Here is a 25,449-nt window from a genome sequence, read left to right as displayed (position 1 = left end):
GAAGGTGATTGAGGATCAGTGCTGCTCGTCGGGCTTTTTCTTCAACTTCGGATTCGGGAAGAACTGCACCGCCTGAACCGTTTTGTCCGGGGCAGGCTTGAGCGCGCTGGTGTTGACCCGCGTGCCCAGCTCTTTCGGCACCGACAGCCCTTGGGCATTCAGCGTATCGCTGTAGCCGCACGCCACACATTCGCGGTGCGGGACATCGTCCTCGCTCCACATCATCAGTTTGTCCGGCTCGCTGCACGCCGGGCAGACCGCCCCGGCGATAAAGCGTTTTTTGGTCTTCACGGGTGCCTCACTCATGCTGCCGCGTCCTCACTCAGGCCGCTGTGGCGCAAGAGTGCGTCAATCGACGGCTCACGGCCACGGAAGTCGACGAACAGCACCATCGGCGCCTGCGAACCACCGCGGGCCAGGATCGCTTCGCGGAAGGCGCGACCGGTGTCGGCATTCAGCACGCCGTCCTCTTCGAACTTCGAGAAGGCATCTGCCGACAGTACTTCCGCCCACTTGTAGCTGTAGTAACCCGCCGCGTAACCGCCGGCGAAGATGTGGGCGAAGCTGTTCGGGAAGCGGTTGTAGGCCGGCGGACGCATCACCGACACCTCGTCACGCACGCCTTCGAGCACCTGCGCGACGCTGCGGCCGTCACCGTGGGTGGCGTGCAGTTCGAAGTCGAACAGCGAGAATTCCAGTTGGCGCACCATCATCAGGCCGGACTGGAAGTTCTTCGCCGCGAGCATTTTTTCCAGCAGATCCTGTGGCAGCGGCTCGCCGGTTTCGTAGTGGCCGGAAATCAGCGCGAGGCCTTCCGGCTCCCAGCACCAGTTTTCCATGAACTGGCTCGGCAGCTCGACCGCATCCCACGCCACGCCGTTGATGCCGGACACGCCGGCATGCTCGACGCGGGTCAGCAGGTGATGCAGGCCGTGGCCGAATTCGTGGAACAGGGTGGTCACTTCATCGTGGGTCAGCAGCGCAGGCTTGCCGCTGTCGGCCGGGGTGAAGTTGCACACCAGGTTGGCCACCGGGCTTTGCAGCACGCCGTCGACGGTGCGGCGACGGTCGCGGGCGCCGTCCATCCAGGCACCGCCGCGCTTGTTGGCGCGAGCGTAGAGGTCGAAGAAGAAGCGACCGACGTGCTGGCCGTTTTCCTTGATTTCGAACAGGCGAACGTCCGGGTGCCAGGTGTCGAAGCCTTTCAGTTCGGCGATTTCGATGCCGTACAGACGCTGAACGATGGCGAACAGGCCGCCGAGCACTTTGTCGATCGGGAAGTAGGCGCGCAGGGTTTCCTGGGCGACGCTGTAGCGTTGTTCACGGAGTTTTTCACCGTAGAAACCGCTGTCCCAGCTTTGCAGATCGGCGCAGCCTTGCTCGGCGGCGTAAGCCTTGAGCTGTTGCAGATCCTGGGCGGCAAACGGTTTGCTGCGCTTGGCCAGATCGCGCAGGAAGCTCAGCACCTGATCGCTGGACTCGGCCATTTTGGTGGCCAGGCTCAGCTCGGAGAAGCTGGAGAAACCGAGCAGCTTGGCCAGCTCCTGACGCAGGTCGAGGATTTCGCCCATCACCGGGCCGTTGTCGTTCTGGCCGGCGTTCGGGCCTTGATCCGACGCACGGGTGCAGTAGGCGGCGTAGACTTCTTCACGCAGCGCACGGTCCTGGGCGTAGGTCATCACCGCGTAGTAGCTCGGGAATTCCAGGGTGATCAGCCAGCCGTCGAGGCCTTTGGCCTGTGCCGCAGCGGCCATTTGCGCCTTGGCCGAATCGGTCAGGCCGGCGAGGGCGGCTTCGTCGGTCAAGTGCTTGGTCCAGGCCTGAGTGGCGTCGAGCAACTGGTTGGAGAAGCGGCTGCCCAGCTCGGACAGCTTGCTCTGCACTTCGGCATAGCGCTTCTGCTCGGCTTCCGGCAGGTCGATGCCCGACAGACGGAAATCGCGCAGGGCGTGTTCCAGAATGGTTTTTTGCGCCACGTCGAAACCGGCGGCTTCCGGGCTGTTGGCCAGGGCTTCATAAGCCTGGAACAGTTCGCGGTTCTGGCCCATTTCGGTGGAATAGGCGCTCAACGCCGGCAGGCACGACTCGTAGGCTTCACGCAGTTCGGCGCTGTTGCACACGGCATTGAGGTGGCCGACCGGACTCCAGGCTGCGCCCAGGCGATCATTGAGTTCGTCCATCGCCAGCACCAGCCCGGCCCAGGTCGGGTTCTGGCCCTGGGTCTTGAGGACTTCGGCGATGGCGGCGCGGTTGTCGGCCAGGATGGTTTCGATGGCCGGCTGCACGTGTTCGGCACGGATCGCGGAGAACGGCGGCAGGTCGTAGGACTGCAGAAGAGGGTTGTTCACGCTCACGGTTGGCACCTTGGCTGGAAGAAACATGCGCCCATCTTAATTACAATCGACACCCACCGCAGCTATCGGCGACAGAGAGAGAACTAATCGTGTCCCTTCGCAAGTACCAGAATCACACCCCACGCTTGAGCCCAGGCGCTTTTGTCGACGGCTCCGCGGTGGTGATCGGCGACGTCGAAATCGGCGAAGACAGCTCCGTGTGGCCGCTGACCGTGATCCGCGGCGACATGCACCGCATCCGCATCGGCGCGCGCACCAGCGTGCAGGATGGTTGTGTGTTGCACATCACTCACGCTGGCCCGTTCAACCCGGACGGTTTTCCGCTGCTGATTGGCGATGACGTGACCATCGCCCACAAGGTCATGCTGCATGGCTGTACGGTCGGCAGCCGCGTACTTATCGGCATGGGCAGCATCGTCATGGACGGCGCGGTGGTCGAGGACGATGTGATCATCGGCGCCGGCAGTCTCGTGCCACCGGGCAAACGCCTGGAAAGCGGTTTCCTGTACGTGGGCAGTCCGGTGAAACAGGTCCGTCCGCTGACCGACAAGGAAAACGCCTTTTTCACCTACAGCGCGGCGAACTACGTGAAGCTCAAGGACCTGCATCTGGCCGAAGGCTACGACCAGCTCTGATTTTTCTCTCTATTGCCCGGGATTTTTCATGCATTACCAGACCGTACTGTTCGACCTCGATGGCACCCTTACCGATCCGCGTGAGGGCATCACCCGTTCCATTCAGTTCGCCTTGAGCAAGCTCGGCATCGATGAGCCGGACCTGACCAAGCTGGAACACTTCATCGGCCCGCCGCTGTTGCAGGCGTTCATGCAGTTTTATGGTTTTGATGAAGCGAAAGCCTGGGAGGCGGTGAATTTCTATCGCGAGCGCTTCAAGGTCACCGGCCTGTACGAGAATCGGGTGTTCGAGGGCGTCACGCCGTTGCTGGAAACCCTGAGCGGCCAGGGCCGTCAGCTGTATATCGCGACGTCGAAGCCGTGGGTGTTCGCCCGGGAAATCGCCCGGCACTTTGATTTCGCCAGACACTTCAAGGTGATCTACGGCAGCGAACTGGACGGCACCCGTACCAACAAGGTCGAGCTGATTGCGCACCTGATGGCCGAGGAAGGGCTGGATCCGGCCAATACGCTGATGATCGGTGACCGCAAGCACGACCTGATCGGTGCTCGCAGCAACGGGCTGGATGCGGCGGCTGTTGGTTATGGGTTTGGCAGTTTTGAAGAGTTGAATGCCGAGGCGCCGGCTTATCACTTCGAGACTTTGGATCAGTTGCATCAGGCATTTTTGCGGCGCTGATGAATCAGCCATCGCGAGCAGGCTCGCTCCCACAGTGACCGCGTTTCAGTACCGGAACTCGGTTTCCTGTGGGAGCGAGCCTGCTCGCGATGGGCCTGAAAGCCGCTGTAGGTTTATGAGCCTGCCAGCACTTTCAAAGCCGACTTACGCTCAACGACCGGCAAGCCACCCAACTTTTCGACCTCTGCGTAAAACCTGACCCAATCCCCACCAACCTGCCTGAACAACGCCGCAAACGCCGGCACCCACTGGTCATACAGCCCGAACGGCAATAGCCGTGCGTTGTTCAACGGCGCATTGACCCAGGCGTCATAGCGTTTGTCGCCGGCCCACTGGTCATCGCGCATCGCTCGGTAATCCTGTCGAAACCGTTCGAACTCCGCCGCCTTGCGCTCGCGCATCTGCGCTGTCGCCAATGGTTGTGCATAGAGTTTTTCGAGGCGTGAACGGGTGTCGAGGATCAGCTGAATGAATTGATCCCGCTGCTTCAGTTTCGAGTCGTTTTCCGGGGGCAAGCCCCGAAACGCTCGCCACTGCCGCGTACCTTCCTGCTCGACGAAGGTCGCGAAGGACTCGTTGAACTCGGTGTCGTCTTTCACATAGAAGCGCTGGTGGGCCAGCTCATGGAAGATCAGCGTCGCCAGACGCTCGTCGCCCCAGCCCATCATCGAATTGAGGATCGGGTCGTTGAACCAGCCGAGGGTCGAGTAGGCCTCGACGCCGCCGATCGACACGTCCATGCCTTGCAGGCGCTGAATCGCAGCTTCGCCCCGCGCCGCGCTCTGGCTGTAATAGCCGCGGTAGGCCACGCAACCGGCAATCGGGAAGCAATGGTTCTGCGGGCTCAGGGAAAACTCCGGGGTGGCGAACACATTCCACACGACAAACGGCCGACCGATGTCGGCGTAGAGGCGATAGCTTTGGTTGTCCGGCAGGTGCAGGTGTTCACTGGCGAAGGCCCGGGCTTTTTGTGACTGGGCGAGATGAGTGCGCAGTTTGGCATCGCGAGTCGGGTCGGCGATCACCTTGGCCACCGGCTCCCGCGCCCGCAAAAGCTGCAGCTGACCGCTGGCCAGCTGGCTGTAATAGCTCAGGCTTGAGCAACCGCTGAGCAACAAAATCATCACACCCGGAAACAAAACCCGCAAAACGCGATCAAGTAACCCATGGCTTGGAAGCGGCCTGATCAAAATAAGAAATCCCCCCGGAAAGTCTGCTCAAGACTATCCCGCCCATTGGAGCTCCGCTATGCGCATGTTGATACTGACAGGAAGCGTGCTGACGCTGGCCGGTTGTGCCGGATTCGGAATGCCGACCCCTGACCCCTCGCAAGCCTGGATCGATCTGGATGCCCGGCAACAGGACACGGCGTTGCAGGCGCTGGAAGTCGACAACAAGGCTTCCGTCGATCATCGTTACTTCGAAGTGCAGCCCGGCAGCCATGAACTGACGGTTCGTTATCAATTCCCGGTCGAGGCGACCAACATCGGCCCGGATGCCGAGCCGCTGTGGCGCGATTGTCAGTTGAACGTGAAATTCAAGGATTTCAACGCTGGCCAGCGGTATCAGTTGCAGGCGGGTAGCATCGGTTTCCGTCCGTGGGCCAAGCTCTATGACCAACAACGCAACGTGGTGGGCCAGGGCACGCCAGCGGGCTGCCAGCGAACCTGATCGGCGTTATGCTGGATGTCCGAACTCACGGACATCCATCATGCGCACGTTGATGCTGTTGCTGGCCGCAGGCGTACTCGCCGGGTGCCAGACATCGTTGCCCCCCGTCGATCCGAACATGGCCTGGGTCGAATTCTCCACGCCAACCCCCGGCGGAAAACTGCTGATGGCCGAGCGTCTCGACAACAGGCGGCTGACTGACGGGCGTTTCTTCCAAGTCACGCCCGGCAGCCACGAGCTACGGGTACGCTTCGACTTTGAAGTGTTCGGCGGAGGCGGCAGCCTGATGACCGGCCCCGTTGAGCGGCTGTGCTATCTGACCATCCGCTACGATCATTTCGAGGCAGGCCAGCGTTACTTGCTCGAAGGCCGTTCGCTGGCGTTTACCCCGAGTGCCCGCCTGTACAACGACAAGCGGGAAATCGTCGCCGAGGACCGCGAAGTCAACTGCATCATCTGATGCGTATCAGCGGTCGTTCTTCTGATAGATGATGGCTTTGGTGCCGTTGTCGCAGGTGCCGACGATCATGGCGATGTCGTGTTTTTCAGCCTCTTCCTTGGAGACTATCTCCAGGGTGTAGGAGGGCACGGCGTTCGCCTGAATCTTGATTTCGATCTCTTGCTTGAGTTCTTCGCAGTCTTTGGGCGCTGCGAAGGCCGACGTTGCCAGCACGCCACAGATAACCGCCAAGGCAAAACGTTTCATGGTTGAAGCTCCATCGAAGCAGCGCGCACGAAGATGCGCGAAAGCTGCTGTCATTTATTCGACCACATTTTTGCCTGGCGGGTTCTGATTAGGCTCAAAGCAGTCAGCTGACCAGCGATGCGTCGAGACTGATCTTCGCATTCAGCACCTTGGACACCGGGCAACCTTCCTTGGCCTTGTTGCTCAGCTCTTCGAACTGCGCCTGGGTCGCTCCCGGAATTTTTGCCTTGAGGATCAGTTTCACTGCGGTGATCGCAAAGCCGCCATCCACCTGATCCAGCGTGACCTCGGCCTGGGTGTCGATGCTGTCGGCCTTGAGCCCGGCGTCACCGAGAATCATCGAAAACGCCATGGAGAAACAGCCCGCATGGGCGGCGCCGATCAGTTCTTCCGGATTGGTGCCCTTGCCGCCCTCGAAGCGGGCCTTGAAGCCGTAGGGTGCTTCGCGCAGGACGCCGGTTTCGGTGGAAATCGAGCCGATGCCGGTTTTCAGGTCACCTTCCCAATGCGCGGATGCCTTCTTCACGATAGCCATGTGTGCCTCCTTCAAATCGGGCGCGAGACGCCGCGCCGTCGTGGTTTTTGCCTGCAAGGCTTCTGAGGATAGACGCCGGAACAAAGTTCAGCCCAAGTGAATCGTTGACTTTTTTAGTAGGAAATTTCGGATCGGCTATTGAAACTCGGGTATATGCCCTCATTGCACAGAACACGCTTATGAATTGGGCAGGTTTGCGTTCGCCAAGAACACACCTGCGCCCTCAATCGGAGATGCAGGTTTATGAAGCAACTGTCCGACGTAAAATTTTCCACCCTCGATCTGGTGCCGGTGCGCGAGAACGGCAGCCCGGCCCAGTCGCTGCACAACTCGCTGGACCTGGCGCAGCATGTCGAGAAATTTGGCTACACGCGGTTCTGGGTCGCCGAGCACCACAATATGGACGGCATCGCCAGTTCTGCCACCTCGGTGTTGCTGGGCTATCTGGCCGGCGGCACGTCGACCATCCGGGTCGGCTCCGGCGGCGTGATGCTGCCCAACCACGCACCATTGGTGATCGCCGAGCAGTTCGGCACCCTCGAAAGCCTGTATCCGGGACGGATCGACCTCGGTCTGGGGCGTGCGCCGGGTTCCGACCAGATGACCGCCCGCGCCTTGCGCCGTGAGCGCTCCGGCAGTGCCGATGATTTCCCGGAAGACGTGGCTGAGCTGGCGCGCTTCCTCGGTCCGCGCACCCCGGATCAGCGCGTGATCGCGATGCCGGGCACCGGCACCAACGTGCCGATCTGGCTGCTCGGTTCCAGTCTGTTCAGTGCACAACTGGCCGGCGAGCGCGGTTTGCCCTACGCCTTCGCCTCGCATTTCGCACCGCGCTTCATGCATGAGGCGATTCGCGTCTACCGCAATCACTTCAAGCCATCGGCGGTACTCGACAAACCGTACGTGATGCTCGGCGTGCCGCTGGTGGCGGCCGATACCGATGAACAGGCTGATTACCTGGCGACCTCGGTGTACCAGCGAATTCTCGCGCTGATGCGTGGGCAAAGTCTGGTGCAGCGCCCACCGGTGAAAACCATGGACGGCCTGTGGCTGCCCCACGAGCGTGAGGCGGTGGGTGATTTCCTCGGTCTGGCGATGGTCGGCAGTCCGCAGAAAATCCGCGCGAAACTCGAAGTGCTGATCGAACAGACTCAGGCTGATGAGCTGATCTTCACCTGCGACCTGTATGAACACGCCGATCGCCTGCATTCCTACGAGCTGCTGGCGCAAGTCATGAAGGGCTGAGCCCGATCGCCGCGAACAAAAAAGCCGACGCATTGCGTCGGCTTTCGTTTTTCCGGCGTGATCAGCCGCGGGTGTAGACGATCTCTTTGGCGCCGCCTTCGCAGGTGCCGACGACTTTGCCGCCACTGGCCGCACCCTTGTCGACAATCTCCAGCGAATACCCGGAAACGCCCTTGGCATCCAGCTTGGCCGCGATTTCAGCCTTCAGTTCTTCACAAGGCTTGCCGGCAGCAAACGCACCACCCGCAAGGCTCAACAAACCTACTGCCAACATGAACTTCTTCATCGGTCGCACTCCCTGGTCGGATTAAAAAAGGCAGGCATCGAGCCGTTCGCTCGATGCACTCACCTCGTAGCGCATTGCCATTCCTATGGCACTCGGCCAGCGCGCAAGTTCAGAAGCGTAGACCAAACTCAGCTGCTGGCAATCCGGAACCCTACTTTCAGGGTCACTTGAAAGTGCGCCGCTTTGCCGTCCTTGATGTGGCCTCGGGTTTCGGTCACTTCGAACCATTCCAGATGCTTGATGCTCTTGGCGGCTTCCGCCAATGCGTTGTTGATAGCGTCTTCGATGCTGCTGGTGGACGAGCCGACCAGCTCGACTTTCTTGTAGGTGTGATGGTCACTCATGGTGTTCTCCTTGAAGTGTGCAATTGAGCCTAGCAGCGATTTGCCGTGTTGATTTCGGCGACTTGGGCGAAGGGAAGTTCAGATTTTCTGCACTTTCCAGAACCCGTGAAGTCCCAAACAACACACGCCACTCATCACCAATGCAGGAGAGCCACCATGGCCAACACCTCGTTACGCAAAGCCTCGTTGCAAAGCATGGAAGCGGAGATCGAGAGTCTGCTCAAGTCGTTGGAAAGCCTGAAGGACGACGCTTCTGACGAGTCGCGCAAGACCCTCAAGGCGCTGAAAAGCAATGCCGAAAGTGCGCTGAAACATTCGCGCAGCCTGCTCAGCGATGCCTACGAAGAAGTCAAAGTCAAAACCCGCGAGACCGGTATCGCCACCCGCGATTACGCGCAGGAACACCCGTGGACGACTGCCGGTGTGGCGGTCGGTGCGCTGGGTCTGCTGGCCGCTTACTTGCTGTTCAAGCGCGGCGAGTGATCTGCCTGGCGCAGCTCGTTCCTGAGCCACTGCGCCAATTGCCGGGCGCGCCCGTCTGCGGCGCGCTTGGGTAGCCACAACGCCAGTTGCGCCGGGGTTTCACTGAAGCCCCATGGCGCGACCAGGCGTCCGGCCTTCAAGTCTTCGGTCACCAGCGGTTCCGGCGCGATCGCCACGCCCAACCCGGCGACGGCCGCTTCCAGCAAGTAATACAAGTGCTCGAAACCTTGCCCCAGTTTCAACGCCTTGGCGTCGAGGCCGCTTTGCTGCGCCCAGCTTGGCCAGGCTTGCGGGCGAGAAGTCGTGTGCAGCAAGGGTTCGTCGAGCAGGGCGATGGGCGGTGCCGATTGCAGCCGCTGGTAGCCGCTGAACAGCGGACTCATGACCGGGCCGATTCGCTCGCTGGCCAGCTCGTACACCTGCATGTCCGCCGGCCATGGCGGTTCGGCGAACAGCAGCAATGCATCCAGTCCCGGGCGACGCGGGTCGAGATCGCCTTCACCGGCGGACAGGTGCAGACGCAAGTCCGGCAGATCGGCATTCAGCCTTCCCAGTCGGGGAATGAACCAGCGAGCCAGCAAGCTACCGGAGCAACCGAGTACGAACGGCGCATCGGCGGTGCTTTGGGTCAGTTCGGCGCAAACGCTGCGCAAGCGGTCGAACGCCTCGCCGCTGGCATCGCGCAGACGGATGCCGGCATCTGTGAGTTTCAGGCCACGACCGTCCTTGACGAAAAGACTGACGCCGAGATGCTCTTCCAGCACCTTGAGCTGGCGGCTGACCGCACCGTGAGTCACGTGCAGTTGCTCCGCAGCCTGGCTGACACTGTTCAGGCGGGCGGTGGCTTCGAAGGCGCGCAGGGCGTTCAGCGGGGGGAGGTCATGGCTCATGATATCTGTGAGTTTTCCTGACAGGTTGTGGCGATCTTATCGGTTTTCAGTCTGGAAGGTCAGGGGTAGAGTGAACGCCATTGTCTTCTCGTGAAATCCGCTGGAGCGAACCATGACCCAGACTTCGAACACCTCCGATCTGCGTAACGGCCCTGACGCCAACGGCCTGTTTGGCTCGTTCGGCGGCCGTTACGTTGCCGAAACCCTGATGCCGTTGATCCTCGACCTGGCTCGTGAATACGAAGCGGCCAAGGAAGATCCGGCGTTCAAAGAGGAATTGGCCTACTTCCAGCGCGACTACGTCGGACGTCCGAGCCCGCTGTATTTCGCCGAGCGCCTGACCGAGTTCTGCGGTGGCGCCAAGATCTACCTCAAGCGCGAAGAGCTGAACCACACCGGCGCGCACAAGATCAACAACTGCATCGGCCAGATCCTGCTGGCGCGGCGCATGGGCAAGAAACGCATCATCGCCGAGACCGGCGCCGGCATGCACGGCGTGGCCACCGCCACCGTGGCTGCGCGTTTCGGTCTGGACTGCGTGATCTACATGGGCACCACTGACATCGAACGTCAGCAGGCCAATGTGTTCCGCATGAAGCTGCTGGGCGCCGAGGTGATCCCGGTGGTCGCCGGCACCGGCACCCTGAAAGACGCAATGAACGAAGCGCTGCGTGACTGGGTGACCAACGTCGACAGCACCTTCTACCTGATCGGCACCGTGGCCGGTCCGCACCCTTATCCAGCCATGGTTCGCGACTTCCAGGCCGTGATCGGCAAGGAAACCCGCGATCAGCTGCAAGCTCAGGAAGGTCGTCTGCCGGACAGCCTGGTGGCGTGCATCGGTGGCGGTTCCAACGCCATGGGCCTGTTCCACCCGTTCCTTGATGACAAGAGCGTCGAGATCATCGGCGTCGAAGCCGCCGGTTACGGCATCGAGACCGGCAAACACGCGGCCAGCCTCAACGGCGGCGTACCGGGTGTGCTGCACGGCAACCGTACCTTCCTGCTGCAGGACGACGATGGCCAGATCATCGACGCCCACTCGATTTCCGCCGGCCTCGACTATCCGGGCATCGGCCCTGAGCACGCGTGGTTGCATGACATCGGCCGCGTCCAGTACACCTCGGTGACCGACGACGAAGCCCTTGATGCGTTCCACAAATGCTGCCGCCTCGAGGGGATCATCCCTGCATTGGAAAGCGCTCATGCGTTGGCCGAAGTATTCAAACGCGCACCGAAACTGCCGAAGGATCACCTGATGGTGGTCAACCTGTCCGGCCGCGGCGACAAAGACATGCAGACCGTCATGCACCACATGGAACACTCTCAACAAGAGCAATCGAAGCAGGAGAAACACTGATGAGCCGCCTGCAAACCCGTTTTGCCGAACTCAAGGAACAGAATCGCGCCGCCCTGGTGACCTTCGTCACTGCTGGCGACCCGGACTACGACACCTCGCTGGCAATCCTCAAAGGCCTGCCGAAAGCCGGTGCCGACGTGATCGAACTGGGCATGCCGTTCACCGACCCGATGGCCGACGGCCCGGCGATTCAGCTGGCGAACATCCGTGCTTTGGGCGCCAAGCAGAACCTGATCAAAACCCTGCAAATGGTTCGCGAGTTCCGCAAGGACAACAGCGACACGCCGCTGGTGCTGATGGGTTACTTCAACCCGATCCACAAGTTCGGCGTCGAGCGCTTCATCGCCGAAGCCAAAGAGGCCGGCGTTGATGGCCTGATCGTGGTCGACATGCCACCGGAGCACAACTCGGAGCTGTGCGACCCGGCCCAGGCAGCGGGCATCGACTTCATCCGCCTGACCACCCCGACCACCGATGATGCGCGTCTGCCGAAAGTGTTGAACGGCAGCTCCGGCTTCGTTTACTACGTGTCGGTTGCCGGTGTGACCGGTGCCGGTGCGGCGACTCTGGAACACGTCGAGGAAGCGGTGGCGCGTCTGCGTCGTCATACCGATCTGCCGATCAGCATCGGTTTCGGTATCCGCACGCCGGAGCAGGCCGCGTCCATCGCGCGTCTGGCCGATGGTGTGGTGGTGGGCTCGGCGCTGATCGATCACATCGCCAACGCGACCACGCCGGACCAGGCCATCGACGGCGTGCTGAGCCTGTGTTCGGCGCTGTCCGAAGGCGTGCGTAAGGCTCGCGTCAGCTGAAGGTAAAGTTCCTGATACAGAGGAATTAGGGCCTCGCGGCACAGACTAATTGAGCAAGACCGAGGGATTCAGAACCACGTTCTGAATCCCTTTTTGCTGTCAGTGCAGTGAGGAAAGACCCGATGAAAATGCCGAAACGTCTGATTGCCAGTCTGGGCGTGCTGATGATCAGCGCGACGCCGCTGCTGGCCAGCGCCGATCCGCGCGACGATCACGACCACGGCGGCCCGCAGCAGGGCCACTACGACAATCGAGGTGGCGAACACCATGATTGGCAAAGCAACCATCGCGGCGGCCCGCCGCCTCGGGATTTCGGCCCGGTGCGTCAGGTGATCCGTGACAATCATGGCTATTTCGTTCGCGGTGCGCCGCCTCCTCCAGGCATCCATCTGGTCCGTGGCCGACCGCTGCCCCATGGCTATTACGGCGAGCGGCTGGATAACCGGGCGTTGAGTCGTCTGCCGTATTACCCGGGTTATGAATGGCGTCGTGCTGGCGGTGACATCGTGCTGATCGCGGTGGGCAGCGGGGTCGTTTACGAAGTACTGGATGGCGTTCTGTACTGATCGTCAGGCAATAAAAAAGACCGCAGCCTTTACCGGCTGCGGTCTTTTGTTTTCAGGGCCTGTGTTTTTTTCAGGGCAGTTCCAGTCCGCCCGAGGCTTTGTGCAGTTTGCGCAGATGCTCGCCGATCTGTTTCACGTTGGCCTCGCTGGCCGCAATTTCGGCTGCTCGTTTGGGCTCGAGCAATGCGCGTACTTCCTTATCGAGATCGCCGGTCAGGGCCAGCAATTGTTTCTGGCGCTGGCTGCTTTCTGCTTCCAGTCGGCTGAATTCGCTTGGTTGCGGCAGGCCATAACCTCGGGAGTCGAGCAATTCTGCCGGTCGGCTGAGAAAGCCGCTGTTGGCGAGAATCTGCTGCAACGTCGCGTTGGCCTTGTCCATGCCACCGTTTTCCAGCTCACGGGCGCCGAGGTAGCGTTGCTTGACCTCATCCTGAGCCAACAGCAATTGGCGGCGGAAACTGGCTTGCTCCAGCAACAACAGCGCGGCGCTGGTGCGCAGGTCAGCCCGTTCGAACCATGGGCGACGTTCTTCGGCGGACAGCGAAAGCCATTCTTCAACGGTTGTCTGCTTGATCGGCAATTGCTTCTTCAACACATCGAACATCGCCTGATAACGATCACGGAACGAGTCGAAGCGATAACCCAGGCGCAACGCCTCTTTCGGATCATCGAGCACGCTGGTGTCGGCCAGGCCTCGCCCCTTCAGCACCTCCAGCAAGCCGTTGGGCATGATGCTGTCCAGGCCGGTGAGCCTGGCGTTGTTGCTGCCGCTGCGCAGCAGTTTCAGGCCTTCCACCGCACAGTTGTTGGAGAGGAAGAAGTAATTGCCGTCGTAGCTCCAGTGCATTTCGGCGGCGTGTTCGACCACGCCCTCGATTTCGCTGCGCGAGAGATTCAGCGGGACCGAAGCGAGGCTGCGCAGTTCGGTCTTGGTGTATTCGTCGATCACCTGCGCCAGCGGCAGTACGAACAGGCGCGACGGGTACTTGCCGACCAGCCCGTCCCAGCTCGACAGCTGTACGTCACCGACGAAGGCGCGGTACGACAGCACCAGATGTTGATCAAGATCCAGTCGGCAGTCCGGACCGCGTGGCCGGCCCGGTGCACAGATCACCAGACGCAACATGCTGTGGCCCCAACGACTGACCCAGTTCTGGTTGGCTTCGGCCAACAGGTAATCCACCGCGTACACGCGTTCCGGATCGACCTGGCCCAGGGGCTGTTTGGCAAAGTCGTTGCCGGCATTGAGGAAGGCGAAGGTTTTGGCGCACTCATCTTTCGCGGGCGGTGCCCAGCCGAAGTGCTCCTGGTAATAGCGATACAGCGCCGGGCGCCGGCAGGCGTAGCTCGGGTCGAGGAGGAAATACTCCATGTTGACCGCGACAAACTCCTTCGGGCTGGAGATTTCGTAAAGGTCGGGGCTGCGAGCGATCTGCCGGTTGTGCTGTTCACGTTCGCCACGACGGCCGACGTATTGCTGCCAGCCGGCGAGGTCGAGCAGGCGTGGATCATCGCTGAGGGTGAAGCGCCGACCGTTCTGGCCGCGGCACTCATCGGGAATGCCGATCAGCCCGGCGCTGTTGTTGCGGCGGGTACAGCGCTGGATCAGCGTGCGTTCGGCCGCCGGCCACAAGCGCGCGCGATCGTAAATGTGGGTGATTTCGTGCAGCACCGTGGCCAGCAGTTCTCGGCGAACGGTGCCGTGGGGGCGATTGGTTTTTTCTTTGGCCGCACTGCCGTCGGTGAGGCTGGCGAGCAGTTTGCGGTTCAGGTCCAGTTCGGAGACGAGCGTCGCCTGGCCGTAGGCGTTGCCGGGCATGTCGTCGGTCCAGCCGACATCGATACGCCGGTCCAGGCGTTCGATGAAGCTCGGCGGCAACGCCTGCATGGCTTCATCGAGCAGTGCCTGGCTGGCCTGCTGTTGGGCGGGGCTCAGGCCGTCGGTCTTGAGCCGCAATTGCAGGCCGGCGTGGGCGCTGTTGCCAAGCAGCAACAACGCCCCGGCCAGCAGCCAGGCGCCGAGTGACTTCACAGTGCGAGGATGGCTTCGGCGAGTACCTGATCACTGGCGTCGCGAGCTTCCGGCACGCGGGTGCGCAAGGTGTTGAAGGCGGCTTCCAGGTTGGCACCACGGATATCACCGTCGCTGGCCACGAAACTGGCGGCGTCGTCGTGGGCTTCGCGGATGATTTTCGAATCGCGAATCGACGTAGTGGTGTCGGAGGTGAAATCGATGGTGCGCTGGGAGGCGCGGACGATGATGTTACTGGTGGCTACCAGGGTGTGTGCCTGGGCCATATCGGCCAACAACAGCAGGCCAAGGGCGGCAGCAATCAGCGGGCTACGCATGGAACGACTCCGAAAAGACAGGGATGACTATTGGACGAGAATTGACTGTGCCAGTTCAAGGTCGCTGACATGAAGTTTTGGCCGGCTCTTGCGCAGGTAATGCAGGGCGGATTCGAGCTGTGCGCCGCGCATCTGGCCGTCACTGGCAACGAACGCTGCGGCATCGTCGTGCGCGGCGACGATCAGTTTACGGTCGAACGGCGCGGAAGACACCATGCCGGTGGCCCAGACGCTGACAACGGTGTTCTGCGTGGACACATCGAAAGCGTCTGCCAGAGGAACCCAGCAGGCGGTGATCAGTACAGAAGGGATAAGCAGATTTGTAAGAAAACGCATGGGACTCGGCAGTTGTTGGCGAGTCCCAAGGCTAGCGCAATGCCCGGACTAGAGCCAGCGCCGAAACATCGGGACACGACCGGCGTGCCCCGCGATGTTTCTGTCGCTTAGATCGTCAGGATGGCCTGGGCCAACTGTGCGTCGGTCGCGTTCAGTTGCGGAGCCTGATGACGGATGTGATCGAGTGCGCTCTCCAGTTTCACGCCACGGATCTCGCCTTCGCTGGCCACGAAGCTGGCAGCGTCGTCACGGGCGGCGAGCACGATCTTGTCGTCACGGAAGGACGAGGTGACGTCGGAGGTGGCATCGGAAGAGGACTTGAGTGCGCCAACCACGGCGTCGGTGGTCACGATGAAGCTGGTGGCGCTGGCGTTGGCAGCGACGGCCAGCAGTGCGGCGGCGCTGAGCAGACGAAGACGGGACATGGGAGAACTCCTGTGGATAAACCGTATTGAGAGGTGGCTCGGTGTCTGAAGGTCAGACGCCAGTCGCACAGCATTCGCCACGTTCTGCATGGATATTAGGCCTCCGTGGAGAATCCGCACAGTGGTCAGGATGCTGGCCTGAACACATTTTGCTTAACTGTACTTGTCATTAATCTATTTTTATAAAACTGTACCTATGCGGTGTTTCGGGTTGGATATTCAGGTTTTTCTCCCCTGAAACGACAAGACCCGTCGCGGTTTCCCGCGACGGGTCTTGTGTGTTCAATTCGGGTTGCTGGCGGTGGGTCTGACCAGAGCCAGCGACGCTGCTTAGCGCCAGAACGGCTTGCTCAGCTCTTCGTAGCGTTGTGCTTCGCTAATCCCGGCGTCAGCCAGCAGGCGCGAATCCAGACGAGCCAGTTGATGGCGGCTGGAGATGCGGCGCTGCCACAGCATCAGGTTGGCGATAACGCGCAGAGGCAGGGAAGCCTGGGTGTTTACAGCTTTGTCTTCGAAGAACAGTTCGGAACTGAGTGTACGTTCCATGGTTGACATCCTTCCGCTTGTGGCGGGATTAGGTAGTGGTTTAACTGGTGCCCATGATCCTCTCGTTTGGCCAGACTCTCTAGATACAGTTCACCTGTATTGTGAGTGACCAGTTAACTGTTTATAGGGGGTGTACGGGTCAAAATTGCGCAAACTGTACCTGTCTGCGCTTATTTGGTGCATTTTTACCCAATTCGATGATTCGAGTAGGCAAAAGCCGTAGGAAAAGACCGGTACAGCAGTACAGTTTTTGACGGCTGCGGTGGATTTCAGAATCCCGCTGGCGAAACTGTGTTTGCGCCAGCGGAAAATCTGTGCGGATTACACCGCCAGCATGCGTCCGGTTTCTTCCAGATTGATGTGCCAGCTCAGGGCGTCACGCAGGATATGCGGGGTGTGGCCGCCAATGGCGCAGGCTTTGTCGAAGTAGTCGTTCAGCGCCTGGCGGAAATCCGGGTGCACACAGTTATCGATGATGACCCGGGCGCGTTCCCGTGGCGCCAGGCCGCGCAGGTCTGCCAGGCCCACCTCGGTCACCAGGATGTCGACGTCATGCTCGGTATGGTCGACGTGGCTGACCATTGGCACCACGCTGGAAATCGCGCCGCCCTTGGCGATCGACTTGGTCACGAACACCGCCAGGTGTGCGTTGCGCGCGAAGTCGCCCGAGCCGCCGATGCCGTTCATCATCCGCGTGCCGCAGACGTGGGTGGAGTTGACGTTGCCATAGATGTCGAACTCAAGGGCCGTGTTGATGCCGATGATGCCCAGACGCCGCACCACTTCCGGGTGGTTGGAGATTTCCTGCGGGCGCAACACCAGCTTGTCTTTGTACTTCTCCAGATTGCCGAACACGTCGCTGTTGCGCCGCTCCGACAGGGTGATCGAGCTGCCCGAGGCGAAGCTCAGCTTGCCCGCATCAATCAGGTCGAAGGTGGAGTCCTGCAGCACTTCGGAGTACATGGTCAGGTCTTCGAACGGCGAATCGATCAGCCCGCACATCACCGCGTTGGCAATGTTGCCGATCCCGGCCTGCAGCGGTCCGAGCTTGTTGGTCATGCGCCCGGCATCGACTTCCTGCTTGAGGAAGGTGATCAGGTGATCGGCGATGGCTTTGGTATCGACATCCGGCGACGACACGGTGGACGGCGAGTCCGACTGCTGGGTGATGACGATGGCGACAATCTTCTCCGGCGGGATCGGGATCGCGGTGCTGCCGATGCGGTCGTCGACCTTTACCAGCGGAATCGGCGTGCGGGTCGGGCGATAGGTCGGGATATAGATGTCGTGCAGACCTTCGAGGTTGGCGTTGTGTGCCAGATTGATCTCGACGATCACGTGTTTGGCGAAGATCGCGAAGCTCGCCGAGTTACCCACCGAAGTGGTCGGCACGATGTGGCCCTGTTCGGTGATGGCCACGGCTTCGATCACGGCGATGTCCGGCAGCTTCAGTTGCTGGTTGCGCAATTGCTCGACAGTTTCCGACAGGTGCTGGTCGATGAACATCACTTCGCCGGCGTTGATTGCCTTGCGCAACGTGCTGTCGACCTGAAACGGCATGCGCCGCGACAGCACGCCAGCCTCGGTCAGTTGCTTGTCGAGGTCGTTGCCCAGGCTGGCGCCGGTCATCAGGCTGATCTTCAGCGGCGTGACCTTGGCTCGCTCGGCCAGCGCATGGGGCACGGCCTTGGCTTCGCCGGCGCGGGTGAAGCCGCTCATGCCGACGGTCATGCCGTCCTCAATCAGCGCAGCGGCGTCGGCGGCGCTCATCACTTTATCCAACAACGAAGGCAGGCGAATACGGTCACGGTACATGGATTATTTTCTCGGGCAGCGAGTAGCAGGATGCGCAGTCTAGTGAATTTCGCGAGCGCCTGTCCCGCTACCAAGGTCGCAAACGAGGCGTCTATTTAGCGGGTTTCAAGTAAAACACCGTTACTGGATCTGCAACAACGCGGCAAATTGTCCGACGTTTTGCGTAAACAAAAACGCCCCGACAAGTCGGGGCGTCCGGTGAAGCAGCGAGCGAGTTATTCGACCGCTTTGACCATGTCTTCGATGACTTTTTTCGCGTCGCCGAAGACCATCATGGTCTTGTCCAGGTAGAACAGTTCGTTGTCCAGACCGGCATAGCCGCTGGCCATCGAGCGCTTGTTGACGATGATGGTCTTGGCCTTGAACGCTTCGAGGATCGGCATGCCGGCAATCGGCGATTTCGGATCGTTCTTGGCGGCCGGGTTGACCACGTCGTTGGCGCCGAGCACCAGCACCACGTCGGCCTGGCCGAACTCGGAGTTGATGTCTTCCATCTCGAACACTTGGTCGTACGGCACTTCGGCCTCGGCCAGCAGTACGTTCATGTGGCCAGGCATCCGACCGGCCACCGGGTGGATCGCATACTTCACGGTCACGCCATGGTGGGTCAGCTTCTCGGTCAGCTCTTTCAAGGCGTGCTGTGCGCGAGCCACCGCCAAGCCGTAACCCGGAACAATGATCACGGTGTCGGCGTTGGTCAGCAGGAAAGTCGCGTCGTCAGCCGAACCGGATTTCACCGGACGGGCTTCCTTCTCACCGGCAGGACCGGCATCTGCTGTATTGCCGAAACCGCCGAGCAGTACATTAAAGAAGGAACGGTTCATCGCCTTGCACATGATGTACGAGAGGATCGCACCGCTCGAACCCACCAGCGAGCCGGCAATGATCAGCATCGAGTTGTTCAGCGAGAAGCCGATACCTGCCGCCGCCCAGCCGGAATAGCTGTTGAGCATCGACACCACCACCGGCATGTCGGCGCCGCCGATCGGGATGATGATCAGCACGCCCATGACGAACGCCAGGGCCAGCATCAGTGCGAACGCGGCGAGGTTGCCGGTCAGCATGAAGGTGACGCCGAGGATCAGCGTTGCCAGACCCAGTACCGCGTTCAGCTTGTGCTGACCGCTGAACTGTACCGGTGCACCCTGGAACAGACGGAACTTGTACTTGCCCGACAGCTTGCCGAACGCAATCACCGAACCGGAGAAGGTGATTGCACCGATGGCTGCGCCGAGGAACAGCTCCAGACGGTTACCCGCCGGGATCGAGTCGCCCAGTTGCTTGACGATGCCCAGCGACTGCGGCTCGACCACGGCGGCGATGGCGATGAACACCGCTGCCAGACCGATCATGCTGTGCATGAACGCAACCAGTTCCGGCATCTTGGCCATTTCAACGCGCTTGGCCATGATCGAACCGGCGGTGCCGCCGATCAGCAGGCCGACGATCACATAGCCAATACCGGCGGTGGCCAGCTCAGCGCCCAGCTTATAGATGAGGCCGACAGTGGTGATGATTGCCAGCGCCATGCCGAGCATGCCGAACAGGTTGCCGCGGCGCGACGTGGTCGGGTGCGACAGCCCCTTGAGGGCCTGGATGAAGCAGATCGACGCGATCAGGTAGAGCGTCGTGACGAGGTTCATGCTCATTACTTAGGCGCCTCTTCTTTTGCTTTCGGGGCTTTCTTCTTGAACATCTCAAGCATGCGGCGGGTGACCAGGAAGCCACCGAAGACGTTGACCGCGGCCAGTGCCACGGCGAGGGTGCCCATGGTCTTGCCCAGCGGGGTGACGGTCAGTGCGGCCGCGAGCATGGCGCCGACGATCACGATCGCCGAAATGGCGTTGGTCACTGCCATCAAGGGCGTGTGCAGCGCGGGTGTAACGTTCCAGACCACGTGGTAACCGACATAAATCGCCAGCACGAAGATGATCAGGTTGTAGATACCGGGGGAGATAAGCTCTTCCATCGTCTGAATCCCTGCTTAGGCGTTTTTGCGGATGACTTGGCCGTCGCGGCACATCAGGCACGCGGCGACGATGTCGTCTTCGAGGTTCACTTCGAACTGGCCTTCTTTGGTGAAGACCAGCTTCAGGAAGTCCAGCAGGTTGCGTGCGTACAGCGCCGAGGCATCTGCGGCGACTTCACCGGCAAGGTTGGTCGGGCCGACGATGGTCACGCCGTTCTCGATCACGACCTGATCGGCCACGGTCAGCGGGCAGTTGCCACCCTGAGCGGCCGCGAGGTCGATGACCACCGAGCCGGGTTTCATCTGCGCCACGGTGTCTGCGCTCAGCAGCGTCGGTGCCTTGCGGCCCGGAATCAGTGCGGTGGTGATGACGATGTCAGCCTGCTTGGCGCGCTCGTGCACGGCCTGGGCCTGACGCTGCATCCAGCTCGCCGGCATCGGGCGTGCGTAACCGCCGACGCCGACCGCGCATTCGCGTTCTTCATCGGTCTCGTAAGGCACGTCGACGAACTTGGCGCCGAGGGACTCGATCTGTTCCTTCACGGCCGGACGTACGTCGGACGCTTCGATGACGGCACCCAGACGTTTCGCCGTGGCAATCGCCTGCAACCCGGCCACACCGGCCCCCAGAATCAGCACGCGCGCCGCTTTCACGGTGCCCGCAGCGGTCATCAGCATCGGCATGAAGCGCGGATAGTAGTGAGCGGCCAGCAGCACGGCCTTATAGCCGGCAATATTCGCCTGGGACGACAGCACGTCGAGACTCTGGGCCCGGGAGGTACGTGGTGCCGCTTCCAGGGCGAACGCGGTAATCCCGCACTCGGCCATCTTCGCGATGGTGTCGTTGTTGAACGGGTTGAGCATGCCCACCAGCACCGTTCCGCGCTTGATCAGCGTCAGTTCGGCATCGCTTGGCGCGACCACTTTGAGAATCAGCTCGGCGCCAAACGCGTCATTGGCACTGCCAATGGTTGCGCCTGCCGCTTCATAGGCACTGTCGACAACGCTGGCTTTAACGCCGGCGCCGGTTTGCACAGTGACCTTATGACCTTGGCTGATCAGCTTTTTAATGGTTTCCGGGGTTGCAGCAACCCGTGTTTCACCGGTCTGGGTTTCGAGAGGAACACCAATGTGCACGTCAAATCTCCTGCGTGATCTTATTGAGTAAACCCATGCACTACGGATGGTGCGACTGGGGCGGCCGATCAGCACGATCCCGCCAAATCAGGGCGGGGCGCGGCATTTTGCAGGCGAAGTTTATGCCCTTCAAGGGATTATGACGGGTGACGGAAAATTAACTACAAGTCATCCCGTGACCGAATGTCGCAGATGGCCAGTTGAATCCCTTGCAGGCCGTGCCTTTCAAGGATTCTGGATGAATTTGAAGATTTTTCTCATCGGTGACGTGAATAGGCCGCAATGAGTCGTGAATGGGGGCTCAAAGCCACGTCGTCAGGCGCTTGTGGGACGTCTGTACGACTTTCGGATACAGTCTGTCGATTTGCGACAAATAGTTATATCTGTAGGGCTTTAATTTTCCTGACTACGGGGTTAGCAATCGCTGAAACCCTTTAGCCTTCTAGGTTGTAGCTGTGTGCCTGGTTCACCAGCCAGTCGCGAAAAGCCTTGAGTGACGCGGATTCGACCTTTCGCTCCGGAATCATCAGGTAATACGCCTTGATGCTGGAGAGCGCGTTCGGGTTGGCAATCACCAAGCGTTTCTCGGCCAGTTCGCGCTGAATGAGGAATGGTGGGATCAGCGCGATGCCCATGTCGTGCATGGCGGCCTGGGCCAGCATGGAGAATAGCTCGTAGCGCGGACCTGTCATGTCGCGGGGGATGTTCAGGTGTTGCGAGTTGAACCACTGTCGCCAGGCGTAGGGGCGGGTGGTTTGCTGGAGCAGCGGCAGATCGGCGATTTCATCGGGTGTCAGATGCGTCTTGTTGCCGAGCAGGACGGGACTGCATACCGGCATCGGATTCTCGCCCATCAGCCTGTGGGATTCGGTACCGGACCAGTCGGCATCGCCAAAGTAGATGGCGGCATCGAATTCGGTGTCGGCAAACAGGAACGGGCGGGTGCGGTTGGTCAGGTTGACCGTCACTTCCGGATGTTTGAGCTGGAAGTCCTTCAGCCTTGGCAACAGCCATTGCGTGCCGAAGGTGGGCACCACGGCGAGCTCAATCACATTGGTGCCTTGCTGACCCATCACCGACAGGGTGTCGCGCTCAACGGCGTCGAGTTGGGTGGCGACCCGACGACTGTAGGAAAGGCCCGCTTCTGTCAGCTTCACCCCGCGACGCGAGCGTCGGAAGAGTTCGACGCTGAGGAAGTCCTCCAGGCTGGCGATCTGTCGGCAAATGGCGCCCTGGGTGAGGGAAAGTTCTTCAGCGGCCTTGGTAAAGCTCTCGTGACGGGCAGCAGCCTCGAAGCTGATCAGGGCGGTGGTGCTGGGTATCTTGCGGCGCATGTACGTCAACCTCACTAATACATCGCTTAATCGGCATCTGGCGACGTTTCGGAGTGAGAAATTAGCACAACAGGATGCGAAATCCTCGTTTGCCGGGATGGCGAAGCGCGCCTAGGATCAATGCCACGTTAATTCACCCGATTTGCGAGGACTCACTCATGGGCGGTAAAGCTAGCTTCAACTGGATCGATCCACTGCTGCTGGATCAACAGCTGACTGAAGAAGAACGCATGATCCGCGACACTGCCGAGCAATTCGCCCAGCAGAGCCTCGCGCCGCGCGTTCTCGAAGCCTTCCGCCATGAGAAGACCGATCCGGCGATCTTCCGTGAAATGGGTGAGGTCGGCCTGTTGGGCGCGACCATCCCCGAGCAGTACGGTGGCAGCGGCCTCAACTACGTCAGCTATGGCCTGATCGCTCGTGAAGTCGAGCGTGTCGACTCTGGCTACCGTTCGATGATGAGCGTGCAGTCTTCGCTGGTGATGGTGCCGATCAACGAATTCGGTACCGAAGCACAGAAACAGAAGTACCTGCCGAAGCTGGCTTCCGGCGAGTGGATCGGCTGCTTCGGTCTGACCGAGCCGAACCACGGTTCCGATCCAGGCGCGATGATTACACGTGCACGCAAAGTGGAAGGCGGCTACAGCCTGACTGGTGCCAAGATGTGGATCACCAACAGCCCGATCGCCGATGTGTTCGTGGTCTGGGCCAAGGACGATGCTGGCGATATTCGCGGTTTCGTTCTGGAGAAGGGCTGGAAAGGCCTGAGCGCTCCGGCGATTCACGGCAAGGTCGGCCTGCGGGCTTCGATCACCGGCGAAATTGTCATGGACAATGTGTTCGTGCCGGAAGAGAACATCTTCCCGGATGTGCGTGGACTGAAAGGTCCGTTCACCTGCCTCAACTCCGCACGTTATGGCATCTCTTGGGGCGCGTTGGGTGCTGCCGAGTTCTGCTGGCACACCGCTCGCCAGTACACCCTGGATCGTCAACAGTTCGGTCGTCCGCTGGCCGCCACTCAGTTGATCCAGAAGAAGCTGGCTGACATGCAGACCGAGATCACTTTGGCACTGCAAGGCTGTCTGCGTCTGGGCCGCATGAAGGATGAAGGCACTGCTGCGGTTGAAATCACTTCGATCATGAAGCGCAACTCTTGCGGCAAGTCTCTCGAGATCGCCCGCATGGCGCGTGACATGTTGGGCGGCAACGGGATATCCGATGAATTCGGCGTGGCCCGTCACCTGGTCAACCTGGAAGTGGTGAATACCTATGAAGGCACTCACGACGTTCACGCGCTGATCCTCGGTCGTGCGCAGACCGGCCTGCAGGCGTTCTATTAATAGGAGAGCGACCATGGGCGCGCTGTCGCATCTGCGGGTACTGGATTTATCGCGAGTGCTGGCCGGCCCATGGGCCGGGCAAATTCTTGCTGACCTTGGGGCGGAAGTGATCAAGGTCGAGCGCCCGGGCAATGGTGACGACACTCGCGCCTGGGGGCCGCCCTTCCTGAAGGACGCTTATGGCGAGAACACTAGCGAGGCGGCTTATTACCTGTCGGCCAATCGCAACAAGCAATCGGTGACGATCGACTTTACGCGTCCCGAGGGCCAGAAGCTCGTTCGGGAGCTGGCAGCCAAGTCCGACATCCTGATCGAAAACTTCAAGGTGGGTGGTCTGGCGGCGTATGGCTTGGATTACGAGTCGCTGAAGGCGATCAATCCGGATCTGATCTATTGCTCGATCACCGGTTTTGGTCAGACCGGACCGTATGCCAAGCGTGCGGGTTATGACTTCATGATCCAGGGGCTTGGCGGGCTGATGAGTCTGACCGGGCGACCTGAGGGTGATGAAGGTGCCGGGCCGGTGAAGGTGGGTGTGGCGCTTACGGATATCCTGACGGGGTTGTATTCGACCGTGGCGATTCTGGCGGCATTGGCTCACCGTGATCACGATGGCGGCGGGCAGCATATCGATATGGCGTTGCTGGATGTGCAGGTGGCTTGTCTGGCTAACCAGGCGATGAATTACCTGACGACTGGCAATGCGCCAAAGCGGCTAGGGAATGCGCACCCGAATATCGTGCCGTACCAGGATTTTCCTACGGCCGATGGCGACTTCATTCTTACCGTGGGCAATGACGGGCAGTTCCGCAAATTTGCCGAAGTGGCGGGGCAGCCCCAGTGGGCGGACGATCCGCGTTTCGCGACTAATAAGCTGCGGGTGGCGAACCGTGCGGTGCTGATTCCGCTGATTCGTCAGGCTACTGTATTCAAGACAACTGCAGAGTGGGTGGCTCAGTTGGAGCAGGCAGGTGTGCCGTGTGGGCCGATCAATGATCTGTCACAGGTATTCGAGGATCCGCAGGTGAAGTCTCGCGGGTTGGCGATTGAGCTGCCTCACGCGCTGGCGGGGATGGTGCCGCAGGTGGCCAGCCCGATCCGGTTGTCGCGGACGCCTGTCGAGTATCGCCTTGCGCCTCCTTTGTTGGGCGAACACACCTTGGACGTTTTGCAGCGGGTGCTGGGTCTTGGGGCTGGAGCAGTGGCTGCGATGAAAGAGGATGGAGTGCTCTGATGGTTCTCTCTCTATATAGAAGGGGTGCTGAATCCTTTTCTATATAGAGGGAATTGGATGTTTTTTGGCCTATCCGCAAGTTATTGAAAGAAAAGCGAAATTAAGGGTTGACGGCAGATCCTGAGTCTCTATAATTCGCCCCACTTCCGGCGCAGACGAAACGGAAAACTCCTTGAGATTCAATGAGTTAAGTAGGTTTCGAAGGCGGGTCGCTTCAGTTCATCGAAGCCTGGAAGGAGTTGGAAATGTCGACTTGTTCGGCGCTTTTAACGGTTCGATCTTCTCGGTCGAAAGCGGAGAAAAAGAGGTGTTGACAGCGGCGTGTAACGCTGTATAATTCGCCTCCCGCTAACGAGAGATCGGAAGCGCAAGTGGTTGAAGTTGTTGAAGAAATCTTC

At 60.3% G+C, this 25,449-nt stretch carries 29 protein-coding genes and 1 pseudogene; 11 read left to right on the top strand and 19 right to left on the bottom strand.

The window, feature by feature from the left end:
* Positions 1–15: 15 nt before the first annotated feature.
* Together GQX66_RS21255 and prlC are read right to left on the bottom strand one after the other, a co-directional pair.
* Positions 16–306 (bottom strand): YheV family putative zinc ribbon protein, encoded by a 291-nt coding sequence (locus GQX66_RS21255; RefSeq protein WP_007953955.1) that lies wholly within the window; start codon positions 304–306, stop codon positions 16–18.
* Complete coding sequence (gene prlC / locus GQX66_RS21250) at positions 303–2,381, bottom strand: oligopeptidase A (protein WP_240871173.1); 2,079 nt, start codon at positions 2,379–2,381, stop codon at positions 303–305. Before prlC ends, GQX66_RS21255 begins: the two co-directional genes overlap by 4 nt.
* Before the next feature lie 62 nt (positions 2,382–2,443).
* Between prlC and GQX66_RS21245 the strand changes: the two genes are divergently transcribed.
* Complete coding sequence (locus GQX66_RS21245; RefSeq protein ID WP_074689744.1) at positions 2,444–2,989, top strand: gamma carbonic anhydrase family protein; 546 nt, start codon at positions 2,444–2,446, stop codon at positions 2,987–2,989.
* 28 nt (positions 2,990–3,017) lie between these two features.
* A complete protein-coding gene (locus GQX66_RS21240; protein ID WP_240871164.1) occupies positions 3,018–3,668 on the top strand; it encodes an HAD family hydrolase in 651 nt (216 codons plus the stop codon).
* Between the two features lie 113 nt (positions 3,669–3,781).
* Here GQX66_RS21240 and GQX66_RS21235 read toward each other — a convergent pair whose 3' ends face one another.
* The gene (locus tag GQX66_RS21235) at positions 3,782–4,858 is read right to left on the bottom strand and encodes an aminopeptidase (protein ID WP_085748061.1); all 1,077 of its coding nucleotides are present in this window, start codon (positions 4,856–4,858) and stop codon (positions 3,782–3,784) included.
* A 58-nt stretch (positions 4,859–4,916) separates the two neighbouring features.
* On the opposite strand from GQX66_RS21235, the gene GQX66_RS21230 reads away from it, so the two are divergent.
* Together GQX66_RS21230 and GQX66_RS21225 are read left to right on the top strand one after the other, a co-directional pair.
* On the top strand, positions 4,917–5,339 hold the full coding sequence (locus tag GQX66_RS21230; RefSeq protein ID WP_129973316.1) for a hypothetical protein: 423 nt from the start codon (positions 4,917–4,919) through the stop codon (positions 5,337–5,339).
* A gap of 40 nt (positions 5,340–5,379) precedes the next feature.
* Positions 5,380–5,799 carry a hypothetical protein gene (locus GQX66_RS21225; protein ID WP_102688251.1) on the top strand — a complete coding sequence of 140 codons (420 nt, stop codon included), beginning with the start codon at positions 5,380–5,382 and terminating at the stop codon, positions 5,797–5,799.
* Positions 5,800–5,805: 6 nt separating this feature from the next.
* Here the strand turns inward: GQX66_RS21225 and GQX66_RS21220 are convergent, their stop codons facing one another.
* On the bottom strand, positions 5,806–6,045 hold the full coding sequence (locus GQX66_RS21220; RefSeq protein ID WP_007953935.1) for a DUF1161 domain-containing protein: 240 nt from the start codon (positions 6,043–6,045) through the stop codon (positions 5,806–5,808).
* Between the two features lie 103 nt (positions 6,046–6,148).
* A complete protein-coding gene (locus GQX66_RS21215) occupies positions 6,149–6,580 on the bottom strand; it encodes an OsmC family protein (protein ID WP_011331817.1) in 432 nt (143 codons plus the stop codon).
* A gap of 243 nt (positions 6,581–6,823) precedes the next feature.
* On the opposite strand from GQX66_RS21215, the gene GQX66_RS21210 reads away from it, so the two are divergent.
* The gene (locus tag GQX66_RS21210; RefSeq protein WP_240871161.1) at positions 6,824–7,825 is read left to right on the top strand and encodes an LLM class flavin-dependent oxidoreductase; all 1,002 of its coding nucleotides are present in this window, start codon (positions 6,824–6,826) and stop codon (positions 7,823–7,825) included.
* 61 nt (positions 7,826–7,886) lie between these two features.
* Here the strand turns inward: GQX66_RS21210 and GQX66_RS21205 are convergent, their stop codons facing one another.
* Together GQX66_RS21205 and GQX66_RS21200 are read right to left on the bottom strand one after the other, a co-directional pair.
* Positions 7,887–8,111 carry a DUF1161 domain-containing protein gene (locus GQX66_RS21205; protein ID WP_085748065.1) on the bottom strand — a complete coding sequence of 75 codons (225 nt, stop codon included), beginning with the start codon at positions 8,109–8,111 and terminating at the stop codon, positions 7,887–7,889.
* Between the two features lie 128 nt (positions 8,112–8,239).
* Positions 8,240–8,455, bottom strand: a complete 216-nt coding sequence (locus tag GQX66_RS21200; protein WP_075947107.1) for a dodecin — start codon at positions 8,453–8,455, stop codon at positions 8,240–8,242.
* A 156-nt stretch (positions 8,456–8,611) separates the two neighbouring features.
* Here GQX66_RS21200 and GQX66_RS21195 point away from each other — a divergent pair, with 156 nt between their 5' ends.
* Complete coding sequence (locus tag GQX66_RS21195; protein WP_011331820.1) at positions 8,612–8,938, top strand: DUF883 family protein; 327 nt, start codon at positions 8,612–8,614, stop codon at positions 8,936–8,938.
* Here GQX66_RS21195 and GQX66_RS21190 read toward each other — a convergent pair.
* Positions 8,911–9,828, bottom strand: a complete 918-nt coding sequence (locus GQX66_RS21190; protein ID WP_085748066.1) for a LysR family transcriptional regulator — start codon at positions 9,826–9,828, stop codon at positions 8,911–8,913. The genes GQX66_RS21195 and GQX66_RS21190 overlap by 28 nt on opposite strands.
* Positions 9,829–9,940: 112 nt before the next feature.
* Here GQX66_RS21190 and trpB point away from each other — a divergent pair, with 112 nt between their 5' ends.
* The 3 genes from trpB to GQX66_RS21175 all read left to right on the top strand — a co-directional run bounded on the left by trpB (position 9,941) and on the right by GQX66_RS21175 (position 12,566).
* Positions 9,941–11,188, top strand: coding sequence for a tryptophan synthase subunit beta (gene trpB, locus GQX66_RS21185; protein ID WP_085748067.1), 1,248 nt, complete (start codon positions 9,941–9,943; stop codon positions 11,186–11,188).
* The gene (gene trpA / locus GQX66_RS21180; RefSeq protein WP_007953915.1) at positions 11,188–12,000 is read left to right on the top strand and encodes a tryptophan synthase subunit alpha; all 813 of its coding nucleotides are present in this window, start codon (positions 11,188–11,190) and stop codon (positions 11,998–12,000) included. The genes trpB and trpA overlap by 1 nt, the downstream gene beginning before the upstream one ends.
* Before the next feature lie 122 nt (positions 12,001–12,122).
* On the top strand, positions 12,123–12,566 hold the full coding sequence (locus GQX66_RS21175; protein ID WP_240871159.1) for an anti-virulence regulator CigR family protein: 444 nt from the start codon (positions 12,123–12,125) through the stop codon (positions 12,564–12,566).
* 70 nt (positions 12,567–12,636) lie between these two features.
* On the opposite strand, the gene GQX66_RS21170 is transcribed toward GQX66_RS21175, so the two are convergent.
* From GQX66_RS21170 to GQX66_RS21125, 10 genes are all read right to left on the bottom strand, one after another.
* Entirely contained in the window at positions 12,637–14,598 is a 1,962-nt protein-coding gene (locus GQX66_RS21170) for a DUF4105 domain-containing protein (RefSeq protein WP_240871151.1), read from the bottom strand.
* Positions 14,595–14,915: a DUF2388 domain-containing protein gene (locus tag GQX66_RS21165; RefSeq protein WP_007953910.1), complete on the bottom strand. Its 321-nt coding sequence runs from the start codon at positions 14,913–14,915 to the stop codon at positions 14,595–14,597. Before GQX66_RS21165 ends, GQX66_RS21170 begins: the two co-directional genes overlap by 4 nt.
* A 27-nt stretch (positions 14,916–14,942) precedes the next feature.
* Positions 14,943–15,251 carry a DUF2388 domain-containing protein gene (locus tag GQX66_RS21160; protein ID WP_240871149.1) on the bottom strand — a complete coding sequence of 103 codons (309 nt, stop codon included), beginning with the start codon at positions 15,249–15,251 and terminating at the stop codon, positions 14,943–14,945.
* A gap of 107 nt (positions 15,252–15,358) precedes the next feature.
* Positions 15,359–15,676 carry a DUF2388 domain-containing protein gene (locus tag GQX66_RS21155; RefSeq protein ID WP_007953908.1) on the bottom strand — a complete coding sequence of 106 codons (318 nt, stop codon included), beginning with the start codon at positions 15,674–15,676 and terminating at the stop codon, positions 15,359–15,361.
* Positions 15,677–16,006: 330 nt separating this feature from the next.
* Positions 16,007–16,222, bottom strand: a complete 216-nt coding sequence (locus GQX66_RS21150) for a DUF1127 domain-containing protein (protein ID WP_007911656.1) — start codon at positions 16,220–16,222, stop codon at positions 16,007–16,009.
* A gap of 321 nt (positions 16,223–16,543) precedes the next feature.
* A complete protein-coding gene (locus GQX66_RS21145) occupies positions 16,544–18,037 on the bottom strand; it encodes an acetyl-CoA hydrolase/transferase family protein (RefSeq protein WP_064592552.1) in 1,494 nt (497 codons plus the stop codon).
* 215 nt (positions 18,038–18,252) lie between these two features.
* Positions 18,253–19,686 (bottom strand): NAD(P)(+) transhydrogenase (Re/Si-specific) subunit beta, encoded by a 1,434-nt coding sequence (locus GQX66_RS21140; protein WP_240871147.1) that lies wholly within the window; start codon positions 19,684–19,686, stop codon positions 18,253–18,255.
* Complete coding sequence (locus GQX66_RS21135) at positions 19,686–20,006, bottom strand: NAD(P) transhydrogenase subunit alpha (RefSeq protein WP_003220416.1); 321 nt, start codon at positions 20,004–20,006, stop codon at positions 19,686–19,688. The genes GQX66_RS21140 and GQX66_RS21135 overlap by 1 nt, the downstream gene beginning before the upstream one ends.
* Before the next feature lie 15 nt (positions 20,007–20,021).
* Positions 20,022–21,143 (bottom strand): Re/Si-specific NAD(P)(+) transhydrogenase subunit alpha, encoded by a 1,122-nt coding sequence (locus tag GQX66_RS21130; RefSeq protein WP_011331831.1) that lies wholly within the window; start codon positions 21,141–21,143, stop codon positions 20,022–20,024.
* A 434-nt stretch (positions 21,144–21,577) separates the two neighbouring features.
* Positions 21,578–22,477 (bottom strand): LysR family transcriptional regulator, encoded by a 900-nt coding sequence (locus GQX66_RS21125; protein ID WP_129973313.1) that lies wholly within the window; start codon positions 22,475–22,477, stop codon positions 21,578–21,580.
* Positions 22,478–22,635: 158 nt separating this feature from the next.
* Here GQX66_RS21125 and GQX66_RS21120 point away from each other — a divergent pair, with 158 nt between their 5' ends.
* Both GQX66_RS21120 and GQX66_RS21115 read left to right on the top strand, forming a co-directional pair.
* Positions 22,636–23,817 carry an acyl-CoA dehydrogenase gene (locus GQX66_RS21120; RefSeq protein ID WP_064379316.1) on the top strand — a complete coding sequence of 394 codons (1,182 nt, stop codon included), beginning with the start codon at positions 22,636–22,638 and terminating at the stop codon, positions 23,815–23,817.
* A 13-nt stretch (positions 23,818–23,830) separates the two neighbouring features.
* Positions 23,831–25,051, top strand: a complete 1,221-nt coding sequence (locus tag GQX66_RS21115) for a CaiB/BaiF CoA-transferase family protein (protein WP_102688256.1) — start codon at positions 23,831–23,833, stop codon at positions 25,049–25,051.
* Between the two features lie 214 nt (positions 25,052–25,265).
* Here GQX66_RS21115 and GQX66_RS21110 read toward each other — a convergent pair.
* Positions 25,266–25,449: pseudogene (locus GQX66_RS21110) on the bottom strand (hypothetical protein); the annotation flags it as partial.

Origin of the sequence: Pseudomonas sp. B707 (assembly GCF_022496685.1) — a bacterium.
GTDB classification, from domain to species: domain Bacteria; phylum Pseudomonadota; class Gammaproteobacteria; order Pseudomonadales; family Pseudomonadaceae; genus Aquipseudomonas; species Aquipseudomonas paraglycinae.
Note: the sequence above shows the minus strand (reverse complement) of the source record. Positions and strands in the feature narration are given on the sequence as shown.